Source organism: Ruegeria sp. ABV4_181 (genome assembly GCF_056158465.1).
The window spans coordinates 47723-66744 of the sequence record NZ_JBSWTI010000004.1; the positions used below are offsets into that span (position 1 = coordinate 47723).

Genomic DNA, 19022 nt, shown 5'->3' on the forward strand with positions numbered 1-19022 from the left:
GTGTCCGACCGAAGGGAAAGGCTACGCATTCCGATCATGATCTGATCAACCGCAATGCGCTTTAATCCCGTCCGGCGACCCTCTTGGCCACATATCCAAGAAACGCCCGCTGCGGGTTTCTGATCTGTGGGCGGCCCGACGCCGCCCAATAGGCCAGCCAGTCCGCCTCCAGCGCATAGACGTCCCGCCCCGGCGCCATCGCCCTGGCCTCTTCCAGAGCGTCCGGCGGCAGGACCGGCTTGTCCGGCCCCTCGACCACCTGACCGCGGCGCGAGAACCGGATCAGGTCGCCCGCCTCTTCGGTCATCTCGTAATCGGGAAGGTGATCGGCTGCGATCATGTCGCGGATCATTTTCCGGAACACCCGCCGGGGTGAGGCCGAGCCCGATTTCTTCAGCAGCACCTCGACCGAAATCCGCCATTCCGGCTGACGCCCGCAATGTTTGCGTGCCAGCTCATAGATCCGCCGCTCCAGCGGCTTGCGCAGACGGAAATAGTCCCGGCTGAGGGTCAGCACCGATTTGGCCAGCACCGCACGGAACAGCCAGTCCGACAGTTTCACGCTGACGCTGACCATCCGGCCTGCCCGGGTGCGGCGCACAATCTCCCAGCTTTCGATCAGGCCGAATCCGGTGGTGGTCTCTTTCTCACCGGTGACGATGTTGGTGGTGATCCTTGTACCGGCCAGCCTCTCGAACGCTTCGCGCAGGCGCTTGTAGCCGTCGCCGCTGGTCTCACGGTTGGTGGCCACCATCAGATCATGCGCCGTCAGATGCAGCACCTGGCTGACGGTCCGGCCCGCGTTGATCGCCGCCATCAGCTGACTGATGCAGAAGATCAGGATGTCCTTGTCGTGGATCGTCGCCAGACCACGCACCGACGGCGTCACCGTGATCTCGACCCCGTTATGTTCGTAATTCAGAATCCGCCGGTCCGGTCGGGTCGACAGCGAAAACATCGGATGCTCCATCGACCCAAGATCATTCTTGGGCAGCGCATCAAAAATATCGCAGACAAAAAAATCGCCGGTTGGATGCCGGTCAGGCAACAACGCCCCTGCCCCGCTCATACTGCCCTGCCCATATATCCTGCCCGAATCTTCGTTCGTGGTTTTATTGACGCCCACCGTAAAGTTATCCACAGGAGGCGTAAAGCCGCCGGAACGTGGGTTCAGAGTCAGTCCAACGTGGGTTCAGAGTCACCGTTTCGTGGGATCAGATTCACTCTGGAGATCAGAAATCGCAAAAACCTGTTTTTTTTCTTGAGCTTAGTAGGAACGATTGAATGCCGTAACTAATAAGATAACAGGATTCTAACTGAACAATTTTTTGCAGCGCGCCAAAATACCACCTCTCAACCGGCCCCTACCCTTTATTTTTGCTTAGAAAATCCGGCTTTGTGCTCATAATGCTTTCATATGCTGCCTTTTGTGGTATATTGAGGAAAACACAGCACACGGGCAGCATTTCAATGCGAGCAGGCACATCAGAGGGGCTCCCTCCGTATTTCAATATAGACCCGGATCTGGCTTATGAAGAGCTGGGCGATCCCACCGGCACACATGATTTCTCAGAAATTGCGGATGCCTGTGCCCGGGGTCGCGCGGACCTGGCGAGCCGGGGTCTGGAAGAGAACGGTCAGAAAAAGCTGCGGCTGTTTTCGACCTGGGAAATCACCAAATATCTGATCCCCGTGGCCCCTGCCCATTTTCGCCGGGTCCTGAAAAGCAACCCGGATTTGCCACAAGGCCAGTCGGAAACCGAAGGCGGCGCCAAATGGTTTACGCTGGACGAGGTTCTGCGCCTGCGTCTGCATTTCGCCTCGGAAGGGTCCAAGGCTAAGGAGTACCGCCCCTATCGCCCCAAGGGGCTGCCGGCCAAGATCGTCTCGGTGGCGAATTTCAAGGGCGGCGTTGGCAAGACATCGACCTGCGCCCATCTGGCCATGTCGGCGGCATTGGACGGCTACAAGGTTCTGGTCATCGATCTGGACAGTCAGGGGTCGATGACCTCGATCTTCGGCGGCAAGGTGACGGATGAATGGCAGACCGTGTTCCCTCTGCTTGCCCGCCACTATGCCACGCATCTGCGCCGCGACAATCAGGGGCGGCTGGACCGGGGCGAGGCCCCTCACCCGATCGATGATACGCTTTCCGAAGCGCTGAAGGTGCGCAGCGGCGACCTGATCCAGACAACCCATTGGCCGAATATCGACCTGATCGGTGCCCAGCTGAACCTGTACTGGGCCGAGTTCCAGATCCCGGTCTGGCGCATGCAGGGGCGCAGCTGGAAGCTGTGGGATGCGCTGACGGACACGCTGGAAGAGGATGGCATGCTGGATCAGTATGACATCATCTTCATCGATACACCGCCCGCATTGGGATATCTGACAATCAACGGGCTGGCGGCTTCGGACATTCTGCTGGTGCCCATGGGCGCGTCGTTCCTGGAGTTCAATTCCACCGGCCGGTTCTTCGACATGCTGCATTCCACCTTCCAGTCGATCGAAGAGGGCGAGAACATGGCCGCCCGCGCGCTGGGACGCCCCGAGATGACCTTTCAGTGGGATGCGGTGCGCACGGTCATCACCCGCTATGACGGCAGCCAGCAGGCGGAACTTGCCGGGCTGATGCAGGCTTATCTGGGCCGTACCCTGTCGCCGCACTGGCAGGGATACACCGCGCTGATCGGGCAGGCCGGCGAACAGGTCAACGGCATCTACGAGGCGGATTACCGCGATTTCAACCGCGAAACCTATGTGCGCGGGCGGGAAACCTTTGATGCCACCTATGCCTCGTTCAAGCGCCTGCTGATCGGGGTTTGGCGGGGCGAAGAGCTGACCCAGCAGAACGAAGAGGCAGCGGCGCCGGAACTGACGGTCTGAGTGCGATGTTTCGCACGCGAAACACAACCGTTGCGCCCGTGAACAGAGTCTGATCCGCGCCGGAAAAGGAGAAAGTGATGGCAAAACGCAAACGACTGACCCCTGCCCGGCCGGATTACCTGGCGGATGGCGCCTCTGCCTCTGGGGTGAAATCCATGTTCCCGGCAGAGACGCTCCGGTCCGCGCCCCCGGTTGCGCAGGTGGCCGGCGCCACTGCTGCGCAGGCCGCGCTTGAAGAACTGTCCGGGGAACTGCGCGCGGCCCGTGCCGAGGGGCGGCTGGTGCAGGACCTGCCGCTGGAGGTCATCGATGAGACCTATCTGGTGCGCGACCGGATCGCGGCCGATGATGCGGAAATGGAGGCGCTGAGGGAAAGCCTGAAAGCGCGCGGCCAGCAAACCCCGATCGAGGTCGTGGAACTGGAGAACGGCCGTTATGGTCTGATCTCGGGGTGGCGGCGTATGACCGCGCTGCGGGCGCTGGCGCAGGAAACCGGCGAGGCGCGCTTTGCAACCGTCCGCGCGTTTCTCAGGCAGCCGCAGAGCGCCTCGGACGCCTATGTGGCGATGGTCGAAGAAAACGAGATCCGCGTCGGGCTGAGCTATTACGAGCGCGCCCGGATCGTGGCGCGGGCGGCCGAGCAGGGCGTGTATCCGGATGAGGCCTCTGCCCTGCGTGGGCTGTTCGCGTCAGCCAGCCGGGCCAAGCGGTCAAAGATCGGCTCGTTCATCGCGATCTATCACACGCTGGACGATCATCTGCGCTTTGCCTCCGCCATCCCCGAGCGGCTGGGCCTGTCGCTTGCAAAGTTGGTGAAAGACGACCCGAAGGCGGCCCGGAAACTGGCCGGGAAACTGGCGCAAAACCCGGCCAGCGCCCCGGAACAGGAAAGCCAGGTTCTGACACATGCACTTATGGGGCTGAAGAAGAACGATCCGGCATCCTCAAAGACAGAGCCTGCCGGGACACAGTTGGAATCGATCGGTGGCATTCAGCTGAAACAGAGTCGAAACGGTGCACAGATCACATTGTCCGGAAAGGGCGTTTCGGATGCGTTCCTGGCGGAATTACGCGGCTGGCTGACAGATCGGGCCGGATAATGTTTCGCGCGCGAAACAGCGCGGAACTGCCCATGCACAGTGATTTGGCCGATGCCACCTGCCGCCCCGGGCCGGACCTTGGCAGAAACAGTCCACCTGGTATTACGGCACTGTGCTGGCCGTTATAAATATACGGCATCTCTGATCTATTTTTTTTGAGTTAATTGAGATGTGATGCTACATCTTGCGAAGGTTTTCAGACTGTCGTGCCATTGAAGGATCGTTGCAGCCGACTTTTACCAGTGAGGTGTTCATGCGTATTTGGATTAAAGCCGCCCTTTTGTTGCTTTTGGCAACACCAGCCCATGCCTATATCGGCCCGGGAGCTGGGCTAGGAGCTATTTTCACCCTGATTGCGATTCTTCTTGGGGGGCTTCTCCTCATTGTTGGTTTCGTGTGGTTCCCCATCAAACGGGCCCTTCGGAAAAAACGGAACGGCGCGCTGAAAGGCGACGAGGCTGACGCTCAGCGATGATGATCGCTTTTGTCGTTTCGTTGCTGGCCGTTGCCGGTTTCGGATACGGGCTTTGGTACCTGAACATCCTAGCCGTTACGAAAAGCCTTGCTGATGATGCGATGCAGGGCATCTCGGCCATGCTTGACAGCGAACTGGATGACGATGCCAAGGAGGTTCTGGTCCGGCGGTCCGGCTGGTCCCTCATCGTGCACGGATGGCGGGTGTTCTGGCGATTTGGGGCCGCGCTTCTTGCGGCGGCGCTTCCTGTCCTGATAGCCGAGGCATTAGGCCTTGCCAGCAGCGCACAAATCGTTTCGCTGATGCTGCGGCCTGACTACATCATCGGTGTTTCGGTGGCGGCCATTCTCGTCGGGCGGTTTCTGTTCCGGAAAGGGGATGACACGCCGCAGCAAACCAGCGCGCCCGGAACCTACGGGTCCGCCGACCGGTTCGCGCATATGCTGGCCTTTTCGGGCCCGCGATTTCACCGGACAACCGCCAGGGTCGATGATTTTGCTTTCAGAAAACGTGTCGGGGATTTCGATGTCGGGCCGCCGGTATTCATTACATCGCTGGCACGCGGCGGCACGACGTCTTTGCTGAATGCCCTGTCCGAAGTCGAGGGGCTGGCGACACATCGCTACAGGGATATGCCGTTCATCTCGGCGCCCTATCTGTGGAACGGCATGGGCAACATACTGAACCGCAAGGTCACACAGGTTGAACGGGCGCATGGGGACGGGTTACAGATCGGCCTCGACAGCCCGGAGGCGTTTGACGAGATCTTCTGGCATCTGTTCTGGCCGGAAAAATATGACGGAGGCCGCATAGATCTTTGGCATCAGTCGGATTTCCGGGAAGATGCGCAGGCGTTTTTTTACTCGCATTTCAGGAAGATATGCCATTTGCACGCGGCCGGGGCACCGGCAGACAAACAGGTTTCGCGGCGCTACCTGTCGAAGAACAACGCCAATATTGCCCGGCTTCGGCTTTTGCCGGACTACTTTCGGGGATGTGAAATCGTTGTTCCATTAAGAAGCCCAGGCGCGCATGCCTGGTCGCTTCTGCGCCAGCACAGGAACTTTCTGAAGCGTCAGAGCGAGGATGAGTTTGTCCTTCGCTACATGCGCGATATCGGCCATCTGGAGTTTGGTCTGCTGCATCAGCCGATGGCATTTCCGCACCTGTCCTTGGACAGCTATGCGCTTGACGATCCCAACTACTGGCTGGCCTATTGGATCGCGGCTTTCCGGGATGTCGCGGAACATTGCGACAGCTGCCATATCGTGGCGCAGGACGACCTGCGCGCCCGCCCGAACGAGGCGCTTCCCGCGCTTGCCGAGCGGCTGGATATCAGCACGGGCGACATGAATTTCAGGCCGTATTTTCGCGCCGAACCCGATGTCAGCATCGAAGAGGGGTTTTCGGACGAACTGATAAGGGAAGCGACCGCGATCTACCGGGATTTGGCGACCCGAGCCGTGAGATGACTTATGTTTCAAACAGTTTTGTCGCGGCTCGTGAATATATGCGGTGTACCGGAATCTGTGTTTCATGATGGAAGTCTGTAGTGGAAAAGTTACTTTTTAAGAAAATTGAGTTGTGGGTTCTGGGGCTGGTTTTGGTCGCGGCCTTTCTGGGAATGGTGCTGTTTGGTGCCATCGTTCTTGATGAGGAGCGCCAAAAGGACGAAATAGATGGCGCCAATTTTGGCCCCCTCGGCAAGGCGGTGCTGGCGTTGGCCGAAGCCCCCGAAAACGCGCGTCAGGCGCTGAAAAAGGTGGGGCGGCCGGATCCGACCATGATGATCTGGCCCAAATTGCCGGCTGATATGGATATGGCCGCCGGCTGGACCTGGCTTCAGCCTGCGGGATCAGGCGGGTTGGACGGGTATTTGCTGCTCAGCCGGTATGACGGCGATCTCACGCAGCACGTGGTTGAAATGGTGTCGCTTGCAACCGGCGAGGTTCTTCAGACCTGGGCCCCCGAGCCCGAAGCCCTGCTGTCTCAGGTCGCCCGGTTTCCGGAGGAGTTCAAGGAGCGGGCCCCGTATGATCAATGGAACAACGCCTATTTCCGCTATATCCATCCCTATCTGACCGAGAAGGGTGAAATGCTGCTGAAAGATCATGATTCACCCCTGTTCATGCTGTCGGCCTGTGGTGATGTCCAATGGGTGCAGGAGGGGCATCTGTTTCATCACTCAACGACATCCGATGGCGAAGGCGGCTTCTGGATTCCGAGCAATATCTGGAATGATCGCCCCGAAGATATGGGGCCGAAGTTTCGCCGCAACTCTGTTGCCCGGGTGAATGCGGATGGTGAGGTCATTTTCGAAGAAGCGCTGGATGTGGTTTTTGAAAACAGCGGTTTGGGCCACCTTCTCTTTATGGCGGGTGGATATGACAATGATCCCATGCACCTGAATGATATCGAACTGGCCCAGAGCGACGGACCGTATTGGCGCAAGGGTGATTTGTTTCTGAGTTTTCGCCACCAGTCTCTCGTTGCGCTCTACCGTCCCTCAACCGGGAAGATCGTATGGTCGAAAGCGGGCCCCTGGCTGTCGCAGCATGACGTAGACATCCTCGACGACCACAGGATTGCGATTTTTAACAACAATACTTTCAACCGGGGGCTTGGCCCGCGGGTGGATGGTATCAGCGAGACCGTGATTTATGACTTTGCCACCGATTCAGTGGAAAGCCCGTTTCGCGAGGCGCTGGAAAGCGTTGATGCATTGACGGCGACAGAGGGTTTGCAGGATTTCACAACGTCCGGGCATCTGGTTTTTGAAGAAACGAACCGGGGACGCGTTTTCGTCATCAGTGAAGCGGGCGAGCTCGTGGCCACCTTTGTGAACCAGGCAGAAAACGGTGAGTTCTATCGGCTGGGGTGGTCGCGCTATGTGCCGCAGTCCCACGGTGAGAAGGCGCTGCAGGCAATCGCAGCCGGTGGTTGCTGAGGCCCGCATTGCGCAATGTACCGCAAGTGTCGCTGAAAGCCGTGCGCTTACGTCAAAGGCAAGTGTTGGGAAATGGTGCCCGGTTCACTTGCGCCGGTAGATAAGAACCCTTCCATCCCCAAGGGTGCCCGGGAATTCATGAATAAGTTCCAGCGGCCCTTCGATATCGACCCCCAGATTGGGAATGGCGCGAAACATCCGGCCCGGAAACAAGACAACCAAAGTCACGGATCCGGGTTGGTTCATCGCCTTGGCGTAGCTTTCGCTGTCACCGATCGTTGGCCAGTCGGCGTTGAAATGGGTTTCAAAGACCGGGCCGCCGGGATTGATGGCATAGACCCGCTCGGAGGGGGTGCGTGTGCCCTCTACGAACTCAAAGGCTCCGGCCAGGTCTTGCTTTGGGGCAACGTAGTTTCGTTGCACGAGATATGCGGACACAATCACCATTGCCGCAACACAAACAGCGAACAGAGGCTGCGTAAGGCCGGGCCGCCTGACGCCCTGTGCAATCAGCCCGGCCCCGTATCGACAGCCTGAAACGGCAAGGATGATGACCAGGCCGATATCGACGAAAAAGAACCGGGGCCAGATCCTCATATCAAGCGACATGAGAATGATCAGAACCACGCCAATATGCATCAGGATGGACAGGGAAAACAAAGGTTGTCTGGAGTGCACATCTGCTGCGCCAAACCCGATGGCGACCAGCCCGCACAGAGCAACGGCCAGAGAGAGCGTTCCGGTGTTTCCTATCGCCGTTCTCAGACCTTCCAGCACTGTCCAGACCGGGTTCTGATAGACCTGCATCGGATCAATGGCGGATGACGCCGAAACCTGACCTACGGTGCTTGCGATACTTGGCAGGATCGGCAGATAGGCCAGAAAGATCAGAACGGCCCCGATCGCGGCCCCGATCAGCGGCTGCAGCACCCATTGGCGGGTCAGGGGGGCACGGCCAATGCCCGTGGCCAGTGACATCAGCCAGATAAGGCCGAGGGCAACAAAGAAAAACGCGCCGGTCAGATGCGTGAAGACAGCGGCCGCTGCGGTCAGCCCGAAGGCAATCCAGACACCTATGGTGGGGCGGCGTATCCCGCGCAGAAAGAACACAAGCCCGAGCGTGCTCCAGAACGCAAGTTCGGTATATCCCCGGGCGTTCTGCGAGAACCAGACCTGATGGTAGGAAAGAGCCACAAGAAGGGCCGAAACATGCGCGACCCTGATGCCGGCCACGTCTTTTGCCAGCCACCAGATCGCGCCCACGAGCCCGACGCCAAACAGCACGGCCGGGGCGCGATATACCCACGCTTCACCTCCGAATACCTGGGAAAACAGCTTTGCCTTTATGCTGAAGAAATAGTGATGGTTCATTGAATATTCGCGCATCATCTCGTTCCAGGGAAGGCGGACATGCGTGTCGACGGTCCAAATTTCGTCGTACCATAACGGGGCATTCAGGCCGGTAGCCCTCAGCACTGTCGCCAGAAGAAGGATGAACAGAAGAATTGCCAGATCGGTGCGGGCAAGGGTGGGCGATGCCTGGTTCATCTCAGCTTCTCCGGTCACAGTAGTGCCGATGCCGGGCACCAATTGAAAACTCGACTTTGCGCGGGGCGGGCTCAGATGCCTGGTGTCGAGATTGCAATTATCCCTTTTCCCGGCGCGCGCGTCGAAGCGATTGTAACGGTACGGGAATATTTCCATAAGAATTGTCGCCAAATTGCGAACGATTTCGGCAAATATCTCTAATTGGTGAAGCGACCGGGGCAGGGCTCTCTGACCCCGCAGGCCTGCTTTGGATCAGAAATTTCAGGGGCATAGGGGCCATGAAAAATGGTTCCGGTTGGTTGAATGTCCGAATGTAAGGCAACATTTTATGATGTGATCGGCACTGACAAGGAATGATCGACTTCATGGGGGTGTAAATTTCGGGATCCGACCGTCAGAGGCGGCTGTCCTCCGGGCGAGGATTTGCCCTGGGTTTGCGACCGTTGCACCGGCGAGACCAGTTGCAATTGGCCCCATCATTGGCCACGCTGCGTGCCAGTCGCGTGGCTTCAGGACGTAACAGTTAATGAGATTTTCCAAGTTCACCAGGTGGGCCAAGAAAGCCGATTTGCCACTTCTCCTGTCCGTAACGTGCGGCATGGCCTTGGCATTCCTGGTCGGCGTTGCCTTTGGCCATTTTCGGATTCCGCCCCAGCCGCAGCTGGAACTTGGGCTTCGGACGCTGAACACCGTCCGGAAAGAAGGTGCCGCAATGCTTGGCATCCGCCCTGTTCAGCATATGGGAGAGATGACCTTTCCCGCGGATCACGAGCCCAGGTTCGATCCGAACGCGATGCAGCCGGGTGTCACCTTTGTCGTAAGTGTGTTTGATAACCGCCTGACTGCGCGCCTGTATGGAATGGACGGGGCAATTCTGCACGAATGGCCCGTCGATTTCTTTGAGCTTGAACAGGAAAATGCCGCGCACAGATTTCATGCGCTCATACATGGTGCAGTGCTTCTTCCCAACGGAGACATGCTTGCCAATCTGGACGGGCGGGGGACCTACCGTATTTCCGCTTGCGGGGACATAGTCTGGAAGAACGAAAGCCGCGCGCATCACGCCCTGACCCTTGATGACTCCGGGGGGTTCTGGACGCCTGTATACGTGGATCGGTATCCGCCAAACACGTTACTGCCAAACGGAGACGGCTTTAACTTTGATGCGATCGCCCGGTTTGATCTGGAAACCGGCCAGCAGACAGATCTGGTGGATCTCGTGAAAATCCTGACGGATGGCCGGTACGAGGGAATGATCGGCACCCGGCCAATTCGTGGCGATGTGGCGCATCTGAACGATGTCGACGTCCTGAGCGTTGAGATTGCGGATGCGTTCCCGGATTTCGAAGCGGGTGATCTTCTTCTCAGCCATCGGCATTTCAACCAGATCTGGGTGCTTGACGGAGAGAGCCACGCGTTAAAGTGGTACATGACCGGGCCGATGAAGGGGCAGCACGACCCCGATTTTCAAGCTGACGGGACAATCACCGTATTCGACAACCGAACCGGCGGCAGAGCGGACGCGGCGAACGGATACAGGGGCAAATTGGGGGGAAGCCGGGTGTTGAAGATCGACCCTTCCTCACGAGCCGTCACGACGATCTTTGACGGGGCGGGCGATGAAGCCTTTTATTCCCAGTACCGTGGCAAGCACCAGGTGCTTGAGAACGGGAATATATTGCTTGCGGAAACCGACAGGGGGCGTGCATTCGAAGTTACCCCGGACGGCAAAGTCGTTTGGGAGGTGATTAACGCCTATAACGACGAATCCGTGTTTTGGATGATGGATGCCTTGCGTTATCCTCTATCCTTCGGTGATTTCGTGAAAAACGGTTGCCCGGATACCTGAACAGGTCAAGCGCCCGGGCTGACAGCTGGGGGTCCTACTCAGAGGCAGGGCGGCGAACCCGGATGAAGTATTGCAGGTAGATGAAGTTTCTCAGAAGGCCCAGGGTCAACCAGTTCAGCAATTGCTTTCGCCGGCCATAGAAACGCCCCTGCACCAGCTCCAGTTCCAGCCCGGAACCCGTCATCAGCCTGATCGCGGTATCCCGCACGAACCACCGCAGATGGGTGCGGTCCAGGATACCCTTTTCTGTATAGTCAAACCGCCCTTTGAAAATCAGCGGTATCAGCAGCCTGTGGTTTCGGACATTCGGAATACTTGCGACGATCACACCGTCGGGCTTGAGCAGCGCATGGCAGGTTTCGATCACGGACCAGGGGTCTGTCAGGTGCTCAAGCACATCGAGACACAATATGACGTCAAATGTGCCTTGCTCTTCCGCAATCGTGGCCAGAAGTGACGGGTCTTCGAGGTTGCCTGAATACGCTGCATCGACACTTGGGTGCTTGGCGTCGGCAACCAGATCAACCACAACGTATCGCGCCGCCTTGCCCGTTTGCTTAAGATAGCCGGCCGAAGCGCCGATGCCGCCGCCGACATCAAGAACAGTGTTCTGACCTTCCGGAACCAGGCCAAGTACATCTTTGCGCACTAAGGCATGATAGTCTTGGCGGACTTCTTCGTTTTCCATTTTGTGCAACTGGTTACCTGATTTTACGCGCTGAGCATATTCGGGGCCGTTTTGGAAAACAATGCTGCCCGGGAGTTGCGGTCACAAGAAACCGGACAAAAAACGATCCTGCCGCTCAAACTCAATTCGGGCACCCGGCCGGGCCTTGCGCATTGACCCCGGGACGTTTCGAATTATCCCTCAAGGTGTTGTTTAATATTGATGATATTTCCGGATTTCTGCGCTATGGATATACAACACCCCACGATCAAATACAGAGAGCCTGCCAAATAGCATTGTTGCGAAAATTCAGAGATTGATGTGTGGAATGCGCCGGTATGACTGAACGATCCGTCTTATTCGCGTCTCACCTATGACAGCCCCTTATTCAGTTGTTATGAACATGTTGTGTTAACACGGGTTTTGAGTGCATGCAGATTGAAAAAACCGCGTTGCCGGGGGTCCTGATCCTGACGCCAGAGCGGTTTGGCGATGTGCGCGGGTTCTTTTCCGAAACCTGGAACCGCAAGACCCTGCGCGCGCATGGGATCACCCTTGATTTCGTACAGGACAATCATTCGGTTTCGGCCAGTCCCGGCACTCTTCGCGGGTTGCATTTCCAGTCACCGCCCCATGCGCAGGACAAGCTGGTGCGCTGTGGGCGGGGGGCGCTGTTCGATGTCGTTGTCGATATCCGCAGGGGGTCGCCAACCTACGGGCGCTGGCTGGGTGTCGAACTGACGGCAGAAAACGCAAAACAACTTCTGGTGCCCAAGGGGTTTCTGCACGGCTTTGTCACGCGGCAACCCGATACCGAAATCTGCTACAAATGCACCGACTACTACGCGCCCGATTGCGATGGGGCCGTGCGCTGGGACAGTTGCGGTATCGATTGGGGGCTGACCGGTGATCCGGTGCTGTCCGATAAGGACACGGCCGCACCTGCGCTGGCGAATTTCGACAGCCCGTTTGTCTGGGAGGGTACGCTGTGAAGCTTCTGGTGACGGGTGGGGCGGGGTTTATCGGTTCGGCCGTGGTGCGCCGCGCAATCCGGGACGGGCACCAGGTGGTCAATCTGGATGCGCTGACCTACGCCGCCTGCCTCGACAATGTGGCCGAGGTGGCGAGTGACCCGAATTACACCTTTTTAGAGGCTGATATCCGGGATCGGGCCGCCATGGACCGGGCGCTGGCCGACCATTCACCGGATGCGATCATGCATCTGGCGGCGGAAAGCCATGTGGACCGGTCGATCGAAGGGCCCGGCGCCTTTATCGACACCAATGTTACCGGGACCTACACATTGCTTGAGGCGGCAAGAGGGTACTGGGAAGGGCAGGGGAGGCCGGACGGGTTCCGGTTTCACCACATCTCGACCGACGAGGTCTATGGCTCGCTGGGGCCAACCGGGCAGTTCACCGAAGAAACCCCTTATGATCCGCGCTCGCCCTATTCGGCCAGCAAGGCGGCCAGCGATCATCTGGTGCGGGCCTGGTTTGAAACCTACGATCTGCCGGTGGTGCTGACGAATTGTTCGAACAATTACGGCCCGTATCACTTTCCGGAAAAGCTGATCCCGGTCATCATTCTGAATGCTCTGGCAGGTAAGCCGCTGCCGATTTATGGCGACGGGTCCAATGTCAGAGACTGGTTATACGTGGAAGACCACGCCGAAGCGCTGTTGCTGGTGGTTCAGAAAGGCCAGATCGGGCGGAGCTACAATATCGGCGGTGAAAACGAATGCTCAAACCTGCAACTGGTGCAGATGTTGTGCGGCATTCTGGATCGCCTGCGCCCCGGGGCCACGCCCTATGCCGACCTGATCACCTTTGTCGCCGACCGCCCGGGCCATGATGCGCGCTATGCCATCAATCCGGCGCGGATCCGGCGGGAACTGGGCTGGCGCCCTTCCGTCAGCCTCGAAGAGGGGTTGGAAAGAACCGTTCAGTGGTATCTGGACAACGAAAGCTGGTGGCGCGCCCTGCAAGGCCGCGATGGTGTCGGCAAGCGGCTGGGTGTGAAGGCATGACCATCCTTGTCTTTGGCCGAACCGGGCAGGTGGCGCGGGAGCTGGCCGCACATACGGGCGTGACATGCCTGGACCGCTCTCAGATCAACCTTGAACACCCTGCAACCTGCGCTGCGGCCATCCGTGCCGCAGCGCCGCAGGCGGTGATCAATGCGGCCGCCTACACAGCCGTGGACCGCGCCGAGGAAGAAGAGGCGCTGGCAACTGTGATCAATGCGGATGCCCCCGCTGCGATGGCGCGGGAATGTGCGGCCCTGGGGGTCCCATTCGTCTCTATTTCGACGGATTACGTGTTTGACGGGTCGGGTGACGCCCCCTGGAAGCCCGCGGATCCGACCGGGCCGCTGGGGGCGTACGGGCGTTCGAAACTGGCCGGAGAGCAGGGGATCGCCCGGGCCGGAGGGACCTGTGCCATCCTGCGCACGTCCTGGGTGGTGTCGGCCCATGGCAACAACTTCGTCAAGACGATGCGGCGGCTGGGGAAGGAACGGGATCAGTTGTCGATCGTGGCGGATCAGATCGGTGGCCCGACCCCGGCGCGGGACATTGCGGCGGCCTGCCTGTCCATGGCGCAGCAGATGGTCGAGGATACGGGCAAGGCAGGTATCTACCATTTTGCAGGTGCACCGGATATCAGCTGGGCCGGTTTCGCGCGCATGATTTTTGCCGAATTAGAGACTGAATGTGACGTCAAAGACATTCCTTCCACCGACTATCCCACACCTGCGCGGCGACCGTTGAATTCCCGCCTTGATTGCTCCTCACTGGAAACAACTTTCGGCATTACACGTCCGGATTGGCGGCAGGGTTTGAGCGATATTCTGAAAGAGTTGGAAAGCGCATCATGAGTACACGAAAGGGCATCATACTTGCAGGGGGGTCGGGCACCCGGCTCTATCCGATCACGATGGCCGTCTCGAAACAGCTGCTGCCGCTCTATGACAAGCCGATGATCTACTATCCGCTGTCGGTGCTGATGCTGGCCGGTATTCGCGATATCTGCGTGATCACCACGCCGCAGGACCAGGATCAGTTCAAACGCACGCTGGGGGATGGCAGCCAGTGGGGGGTCAGCCTGACCTATGTGGTGCAGCCCAGCCCCGACGGGCTGGCGCAGGCCTTTATTCTGGCCGAAGAGTTTCTGGCCGGGGCACCCTCGGCGCTGGTTCTGGGGGACAATATCTTTTTTGGTCACGGCCTGCCAAAGCTGCTGGCCGCAGCGGATGAGCATGCCGATGGCGGGACGGTGTTCGGCTATCACGTGGCCGATCCCAAACGTTACGGGGTGGTTGCATTCGACGCAGACGGCCGCGCAAGGGAGATCATAGAAAAGCCTGCCGTCCCCCCGTCGAATTACGCGGTGACGGGTCTGTATTTTCTGGACGGCACAGCCCCCGGGCGCGCCCGGCAGGTCAGGCCGTCATCGCGGGGCGAGCTGGAAATCACCGACCTGCTGCAGATGTATCTGGAGGAGGGCCGGCTCAGGGTCGAAACCATGGGGCGCGGATACGCCTGGCTGGATACCGGCACCCATGCCAGCTTGCTGGATGCGGGCAATTTCGTGCGGACGCTGGAAGAACGTCAGGGGCTGCAGACGGGTTGCCCGGAAGAGATCGCGTGGCAACTGGGCTGGATCAACGAAGAGCAGCTGCGCCAACGGGCAGAGATGTTCGCCAAGAATGAATACGGGGCCTATCTGGATGGTTTGCTGAGGTAGAGGAGATTGCCGGTAGAAAGTTCGATCCACCTTGCATGCCTGCATAAAATCACTGAGCGATTTGATTAAAGAGGGGTGAGATTTGAAGAAAACTACTCACAATGATTTCCCATGAGCAATGCACCGGGCCTTTCCTACAGATCAGACATTGACGGCCTTCGTGCCGTCGCCGTTGTGCCGGTCGTGTTGCATCATGCTGGCATTGCCGGGGTTCCGGGCGGGTTTGTCGGCGTCGATGTATTCTTTGTGATTTCCGGATTTCTGATTACCAAAATCCTGGCCCGGGAAATTCTCGAAAACCGGTTCTCGCTTATTTCATTTTATGAGCGCAGGGCCCGGCGTATTCTTCCGGCGCTTTTCGTGATGCTGGCGGCGTGTCTTGTGGTCGGATGGTTTCTGCTGTTGCCAGGTCAATACGAAGACCTGGCACAATCAACGGTCGCGACGCTGCTGTTTGTCTCCAATGTCTGGTTTTGGCTGGCGGATGGCGACTATTTCGGAAAAGGCGTCGAACTGGCGCCGCTTCTTCATACATGGTCCCTTGCGGTGGAAGAGCAGTTCTATCTGTTTTTCCCGCTTTTGCTGTGGGGATTGGCAAAACTGCGGCGCCGCATCTGGATCACGGTTATCGCATTGATTTCTTTCGTGTCGCTGATCGCCTCGATATGGGCGACACAGGCGATGCCAGTGGCAAATTTCTATCTTGCCCCCACACGGATATGGGAGCTTGGGATTGGTGCTTTGCTGGCGATTGGCGCGTTTCCAACACTTCGGCAGCGGTTTGAGTTCGAAGTGTTCGGAGGGGTCGGGCTGGTGCTGATCATTGGAAGTATCATTTTACTCTCCGACGAAACGCCATTCCCCGGGCTGACCGCTGTGCCGCCATGTTTGGGGGCCGCGTTTTTGATCTGGGCGGGGATGCATGGCACGTCGCTTGCCGGGAAGGCGCTTTCCTTACCCCCGATGGTTTGGGTGGGTAAGATCTCTTACTCTCTGTACCTTTGGCACTGGCCAATCCTCGTCGCCGCCAGATTGCAACATGGCAGTGCAGACTTGCCCATGGCAACGGCACTGGCCTGTGTCCTGCTGTCTGTTCTGCTTGCAACGCTCAGCCTGCATTTCGTCGAACGGCCATTCCGGAAACCCGCCGCCAAGGGCGGGTTTTCAAGGCCTGAGATCTTTATGGGTGCCGGGGTGGGCATGGCTTTCCTGATGGCGGCGGCCCTTGTTCTGTTTGTGAAGGACGGCATGCCCGGCAGGATCCCTGCCGGCCTGGCAGAAGAAATGCGCAAATTCGAAAAGCCACATCATCTGATGAATGCGTGCAGGGGTTGGCAAAGTGAAAAAGAACCCTGCAAAATTGGAATTGCCTCCGGCGAGAGCGCTGGCAATGACGTCGTTGTGTGGGGGGATTCACATGCCGGCGCCTTGCTTCCCGGCGTTGATGCCTGGCTGAAGGCAAACAACATGGCGGGCAAGGCTTTCGTAAAACCCGGCTGTCCGCCACTGCTTGGTGTTTGGCGTGTCGACATGGCCTCTGACCATGGATGCGACACTTACAACGAGATGGTGGCCGAATATATCGAGGAACTGTCCGATGTCGGCGTGGTCATCGTAGCGGCCCGATGGGCACTGGCGACCGAGGGAACGCGGGCGCAGGGTGAGAAAGGCAAACCGGCCATACTCGCGGCCTCGGGAGAGCGCTCGACGGGGATCGCGGACAACCCGAAGCATGTCGAGCGCGGGCTGCATCGTCTTCTCGACCGGTTCAGGAACCAGGGCATCCGCGTTCTTCTTGTCGGGGGCATACCGGAAATAGGCTTCAATGTTCCTCAGGCGATTGCCGGCAGCATCGCCTTCGGGACCGAGTTGCGCGCGCCGCCGACACGGGAAGAGTTCGATCACCGCAATGCCCGCGCGCATGCAATTCTGTCTGCGGTCAGCCGGGATTTAGGGGCCATATTTGTGCAGCCGGCCGATCTGCTGTGTGACGTATCCTGCCGCATCCAGCTGGACGGGCAGCCACTTTATCAAGACGATGATCATCTCAGTGAGATTGGCGCAAACTGGATGATACCCATTCTGATGGATCAGTATTCTCGGCAGCTTCAGTAGGTGTCACATCCTGCGCCCGGCCGGATTGCCGGCGATGCAGGCCGTATCCGGCCCCCGGCATAAGGCCACGTTCAGCGGCGGGTCGGATAGTGCCTGACGAGCGTTGAACCGGCGTCGAGGCGATCGATCTCGCTGCCGGGGCGCACCCCGTATTCATGAAAGCCATTCGCCGCGCCGGTTGCGTAAACGATGAACTCGCGATCGTAAAATCCGCGGGCCGACGGCCGCTGGTCCTGGATGATGGCGTTATTCAGAACGGCCCAGTCACTCTGGTTCCGGTATCCGTTGATCTCGCTGACGGCGTTCTGCTCGATCACGACCGAGGTCGATGCCGTTACGTTGATGCGTGGGATCGTCACCTTGCCGCTATTGGGCAGGGGAACCCGGATGATGGAATTTTTCCGAATGGACAGATCATCCACCCCATGGACCGAAATGCCATGAAGATGGGCGTTATAGATGACGTTGTTTTCAATCAGAATGTTCTTGTGGCGCAACAGCGGATCGCTCGTGTTCTTGCCGCTCCGGCCCATGAAGATTGTCTGGGTGTAATCGCCGGCCCCCTTGTCGAAAACATTGTCCCGGATCACGATATTGCTGCTGCCGGTGTTTGTGGTCCGCATGAGCTGTATCATGTCGCGATGGTCGCGGCGGTTGGGTTTGGCGCGAAAATTATGCAGCCTGTTCTGTTCGATCACCACGTCGTCAATGCCGCTGAAAGCCATCCCGTCGGCGCGAATGTCGTAGATCTGGTTCCGCCGGATGGTGAGATATGTGCAGTGCGCACCGACGATGGCCCTCATCCATTTTCGAAATATGCTGTTGGAAATGGTAACCTTGGAACTATCCCTGATAAACAGACCGCGACCATGCCCGATGCCGGCGTTGTAGTCCCCGTCGAACACGGAATTGGAAATGGTGATATTGTGGCTGTTTCGGATGTCGAAGCGGTTGAAGTGGCTTTTGTCGCCGGATGTATAGGTATAGTCAAAAATCAGCCCATCAAGCGTGACGTTGCCGGCGCCACGCAGGCGTAATTCAGTCAAACAGGCCGGCGATCGGGCATCTGCGGACCGGATTGTGACGGGGGTCTTGAAGGACCTGTTGATTTTCAAAGAGCCAAAATTCTCTCCGGCCAGAATGAATGTTTCGCCACCCCGGGCATTTTTGATCGCGGCAGATAGTTCTTTGGCGTTCCGGATGACCTGGCCACTGCCTGCGTCTGGTATCTTCGCAGCGATTTCCATGCTGCTGCAGGTCGGGGTGGCGAGGAGCGGTGCTGCTGGAGCCAGTAAAAAAAGACAGGCCCAAAACAGCAGGCCAATGGGATTGTATGTGTTTCGCATGGGCGACCGCTCTCCATGGAAATGGTGGAAAAACACTATGGGCAAACAAATGCCTTGTCCATGATGCGGCCTGGTGGGGTGTTCCGGGGCCGTTCTGCGGGGGTGACGCTACGGCACCGGGCAATTCATCGCCGATGCCTGTGCGAAATACGCGGGTGCATGCCTGAATAATGGCATTTTTGTGGCCATTGTTGCCTTGATGGAATCAATTTGCCAAACCCTTCGTGACCGCCAAGGGAAGGGGAACAATTCCCGGTATCGAGTATCGAGTTCACTCGGAAATGAAGGCATAGGGACATTATTGTCCCGTTGCAGGCAACAATTTCCAAACATAGCCGTATTTTGG

Annotated in this window: 16 protein-coding genes; 11 read left to right on the top strand and 5 right to left on the bottom strand. The window is 58.2% G+C overall.

All coding sequences use genetic code 11. The features are described 5' to 3' along the window. Positions 1-61: 61 nt before the first annotated feature. Complete coding sequence (locus ACXAC3_RS18745) at positions 62-1069, bottom strand: replication initiator protein A (protein WP_475163625.1); 1008 nt, start codon at positions 1067-1069, stop codon at positions 62-64. 401 nt (positions 1070-1470) lie between these two features. Here ACXAC3_RS18745 and ACXAC3_RS18750 point away from each other — a divergent pair, with 401 nt between their 5' ends. From ACXAC3_RS18750 to ACXAC3_RS18770, 5 genes are all read left to right on the top strand, one after another. After that, entirely contained in the window at positions 1471-2883 is a 1413-nt protein-coding gene (locus ACXAC3_RS18750) for an AAA family ATPase (protein ID WP_475163627.1), read from the top strand. 77 nt (positions 2884-2960) lie between these two features. Continuing rightward, entirely contained in the window at positions 2961-3983 is a 1023-nt protein-coding gene (locus tag ACXAC3_RS18755) for a ParB/RepB/Spo0J family partition protein (protein WP_475163630.1), read from the top strand. Positions 3984-4236: 253 nt separating this feature from the next. Then, positions 4237-4458, top strand: coding sequence for a hypothetical protein (locus ACXAC3_RS18760; protein WP_475163631.1), 222 nt, complete (start codon positions 4237-4239; stop codon positions 4456-4458). Further along, the gene (locus ACXAC3_RS18765; RefSeq protein WP_475163633.1) at positions 4455-5930 is read left to right on the top strand and encodes a hypothetical protein; all 1476 of its coding nucleotides are present in this window, start codon (positions 4455-4457) and stop codon (positions 5928-5930) included. Before ACXAC3_RS18760 ends, ACXAC3_RS18765 begins: the two co-directional genes overlap by 4 nt. Positions 5931-6010: 80 nt before the next feature. Continuing rightward, entirely contained in the window at positions 6011-7405 is a 1395-nt protein-coding gene (locus ACXAC3_RS18770) for an arylsulfotransferase family protein (protein WP_475163636.1), read from the top strand. Positions 7406-7489: 84 nt separating this feature from the next. On the opposite strand, the gene ACXAC3_RS18775 is transcribed toward ACXAC3_RS18770, so the two are convergent. Together ACXAC3_RS18775 and ACXAC3_RS18780 are read right to left on the bottom strand one after the other, a co-directional pair. Beyond that, positions 7490-8953: a glycosyltransferase family 39 protein gene (locus tag ACXAC3_RS18775; protein ID WP_475163638.1), complete on the bottom strand. Its 1464-nt coding sequence runs from the start codon at positions 8951-8953 to the stop codon at positions 7490-7492. 523 nt (positions 8954-9476) lie between these two features. Continuing rightward, a complete protein-coding gene (locus ACXAC3_RS18780; RefSeq protein ID WP_475163697.1) occupies positions 9477-9902 on the bottom strand; it encodes a hypothetical protein in 426 nt (141 codons plus the stop codon). Here ACXAC3_RS18780 and ACXAC3_RS18785 point away from each other — a divergent pair. Further along, complete coding sequence (locus ACXAC3_RS18785) at positions 9813-10802, top strand: arylsulfotransferase family protein (RefSeq protein WP_475163696.1); 990 nt, start codon at positions 9813-9815, stop codon at positions 10800-10802. The genes ACXAC3_RS18780 and ACXAC3_RS18785 overlap by 90 nt on opposite strands. A gap of 34 nt (positions 10803-10836) precedes the next feature. Here the strand turns inward: ACXAC3_RS18785 and ACXAC3_RS18790 are convergent, their stop codons facing one another. Continuing rightward, positions 10837-11451, bottom strand: a complete 615-nt coding sequence (locus ACXAC3_RS18790; RefSeq protein ID WP_475163640.1) for a class I SAM-dependent methyltransferase — start codon at positions 11449-11451, stop codon at positions 10837-10839. A gap of 449 nt (positions 11452-11900) precedes the next feature. Between ACXAC3_RS18790 and rfbC the strand changes: the two genes are divergently transcribed. From rfbC to ACXAC3_RS18815, 5 genes are all read left to right on the top strand, one after another. Continuing rightward, positions 11901-12461 (top strand): dTDP-4-dehydrorhamnose 3,5-epimerase, encoded by a 561-nt coding sequence (gene rfbC / locus ACXAC3_RS18795; protein ID WP_475163644.1) that lies wholly within the window; start codon positions 11901-11903, stop codon positions 12459-12461. After that, entirely contained in the window at positions 12458-13498 is a 1041-nt protein-coding gene (gene rfbB / locus ACXAC3_RS18800) for a dTDP-glucose 4,6-dehydratase (protein WP_475163646.1), read from the top strand. Before rfbC ends, rfbB begins: the two co-directional genes overlap by 4 nt. Beyond that, positions 13495-14346, top strand: a complete 852-nt coding sequence (gene rfbD / locus ACXAC3_RS18805; RefSeq protein WP_475163648.1) for a dTDP-4-dehydrorhamnose reductase — start codon at positions 13495-13497, stop codon at positions 14344-14346. The genes rfbB and rfbD overlap by 4 nt, the downstream gene beginning before the upstream one ends. Then, positions 14343-15215: a glucose-1-phosphate thymidylyltransferase RfbA gene (gene rfbA / locus ACXAC3_RS18810; RefSeq protein ID WP_475163651.1), complete on the top strand. Its 873-nt coding sequence runs from the start codon at positions 14343-14345 to the stop codon at positions 15213-15215. Before rfbD ends, rfbA begins: the two co-directional genes overlap by 4 nt. A 111-nt stretch (positions 15216-15326) precedes the next feature. Continuing rightward, positions 15327-17330, top strand: coding sequence for an acyltransferase family protein (locus ACXAC3_RS18815; RefSeq protein WP_475163654.1), 2004 nt, complete (start codon positions 15327-15329; stop codon positions 17328-17330). 71 nt (positions 17331-17401) lie between these two features. On the opposite strand, the gene ACXAC3_RS18820 is transcribed toward ACXAC3_RS18815, so the two are convergent. Beyond that, positions 17402-18676, bottom strand: a complete 1275-nt coding sequence (locus tag ACXAC3_RS18820) for a right-handed parallel beta-helix repeat-containing protein (RefSeq protein ID WP_475163656.1) — start codon at positions 18674-18676, stop codon at positions 17402-17404. Between the last annotated feature and the right edge of the window lie 346 nt (positions 18677-19022).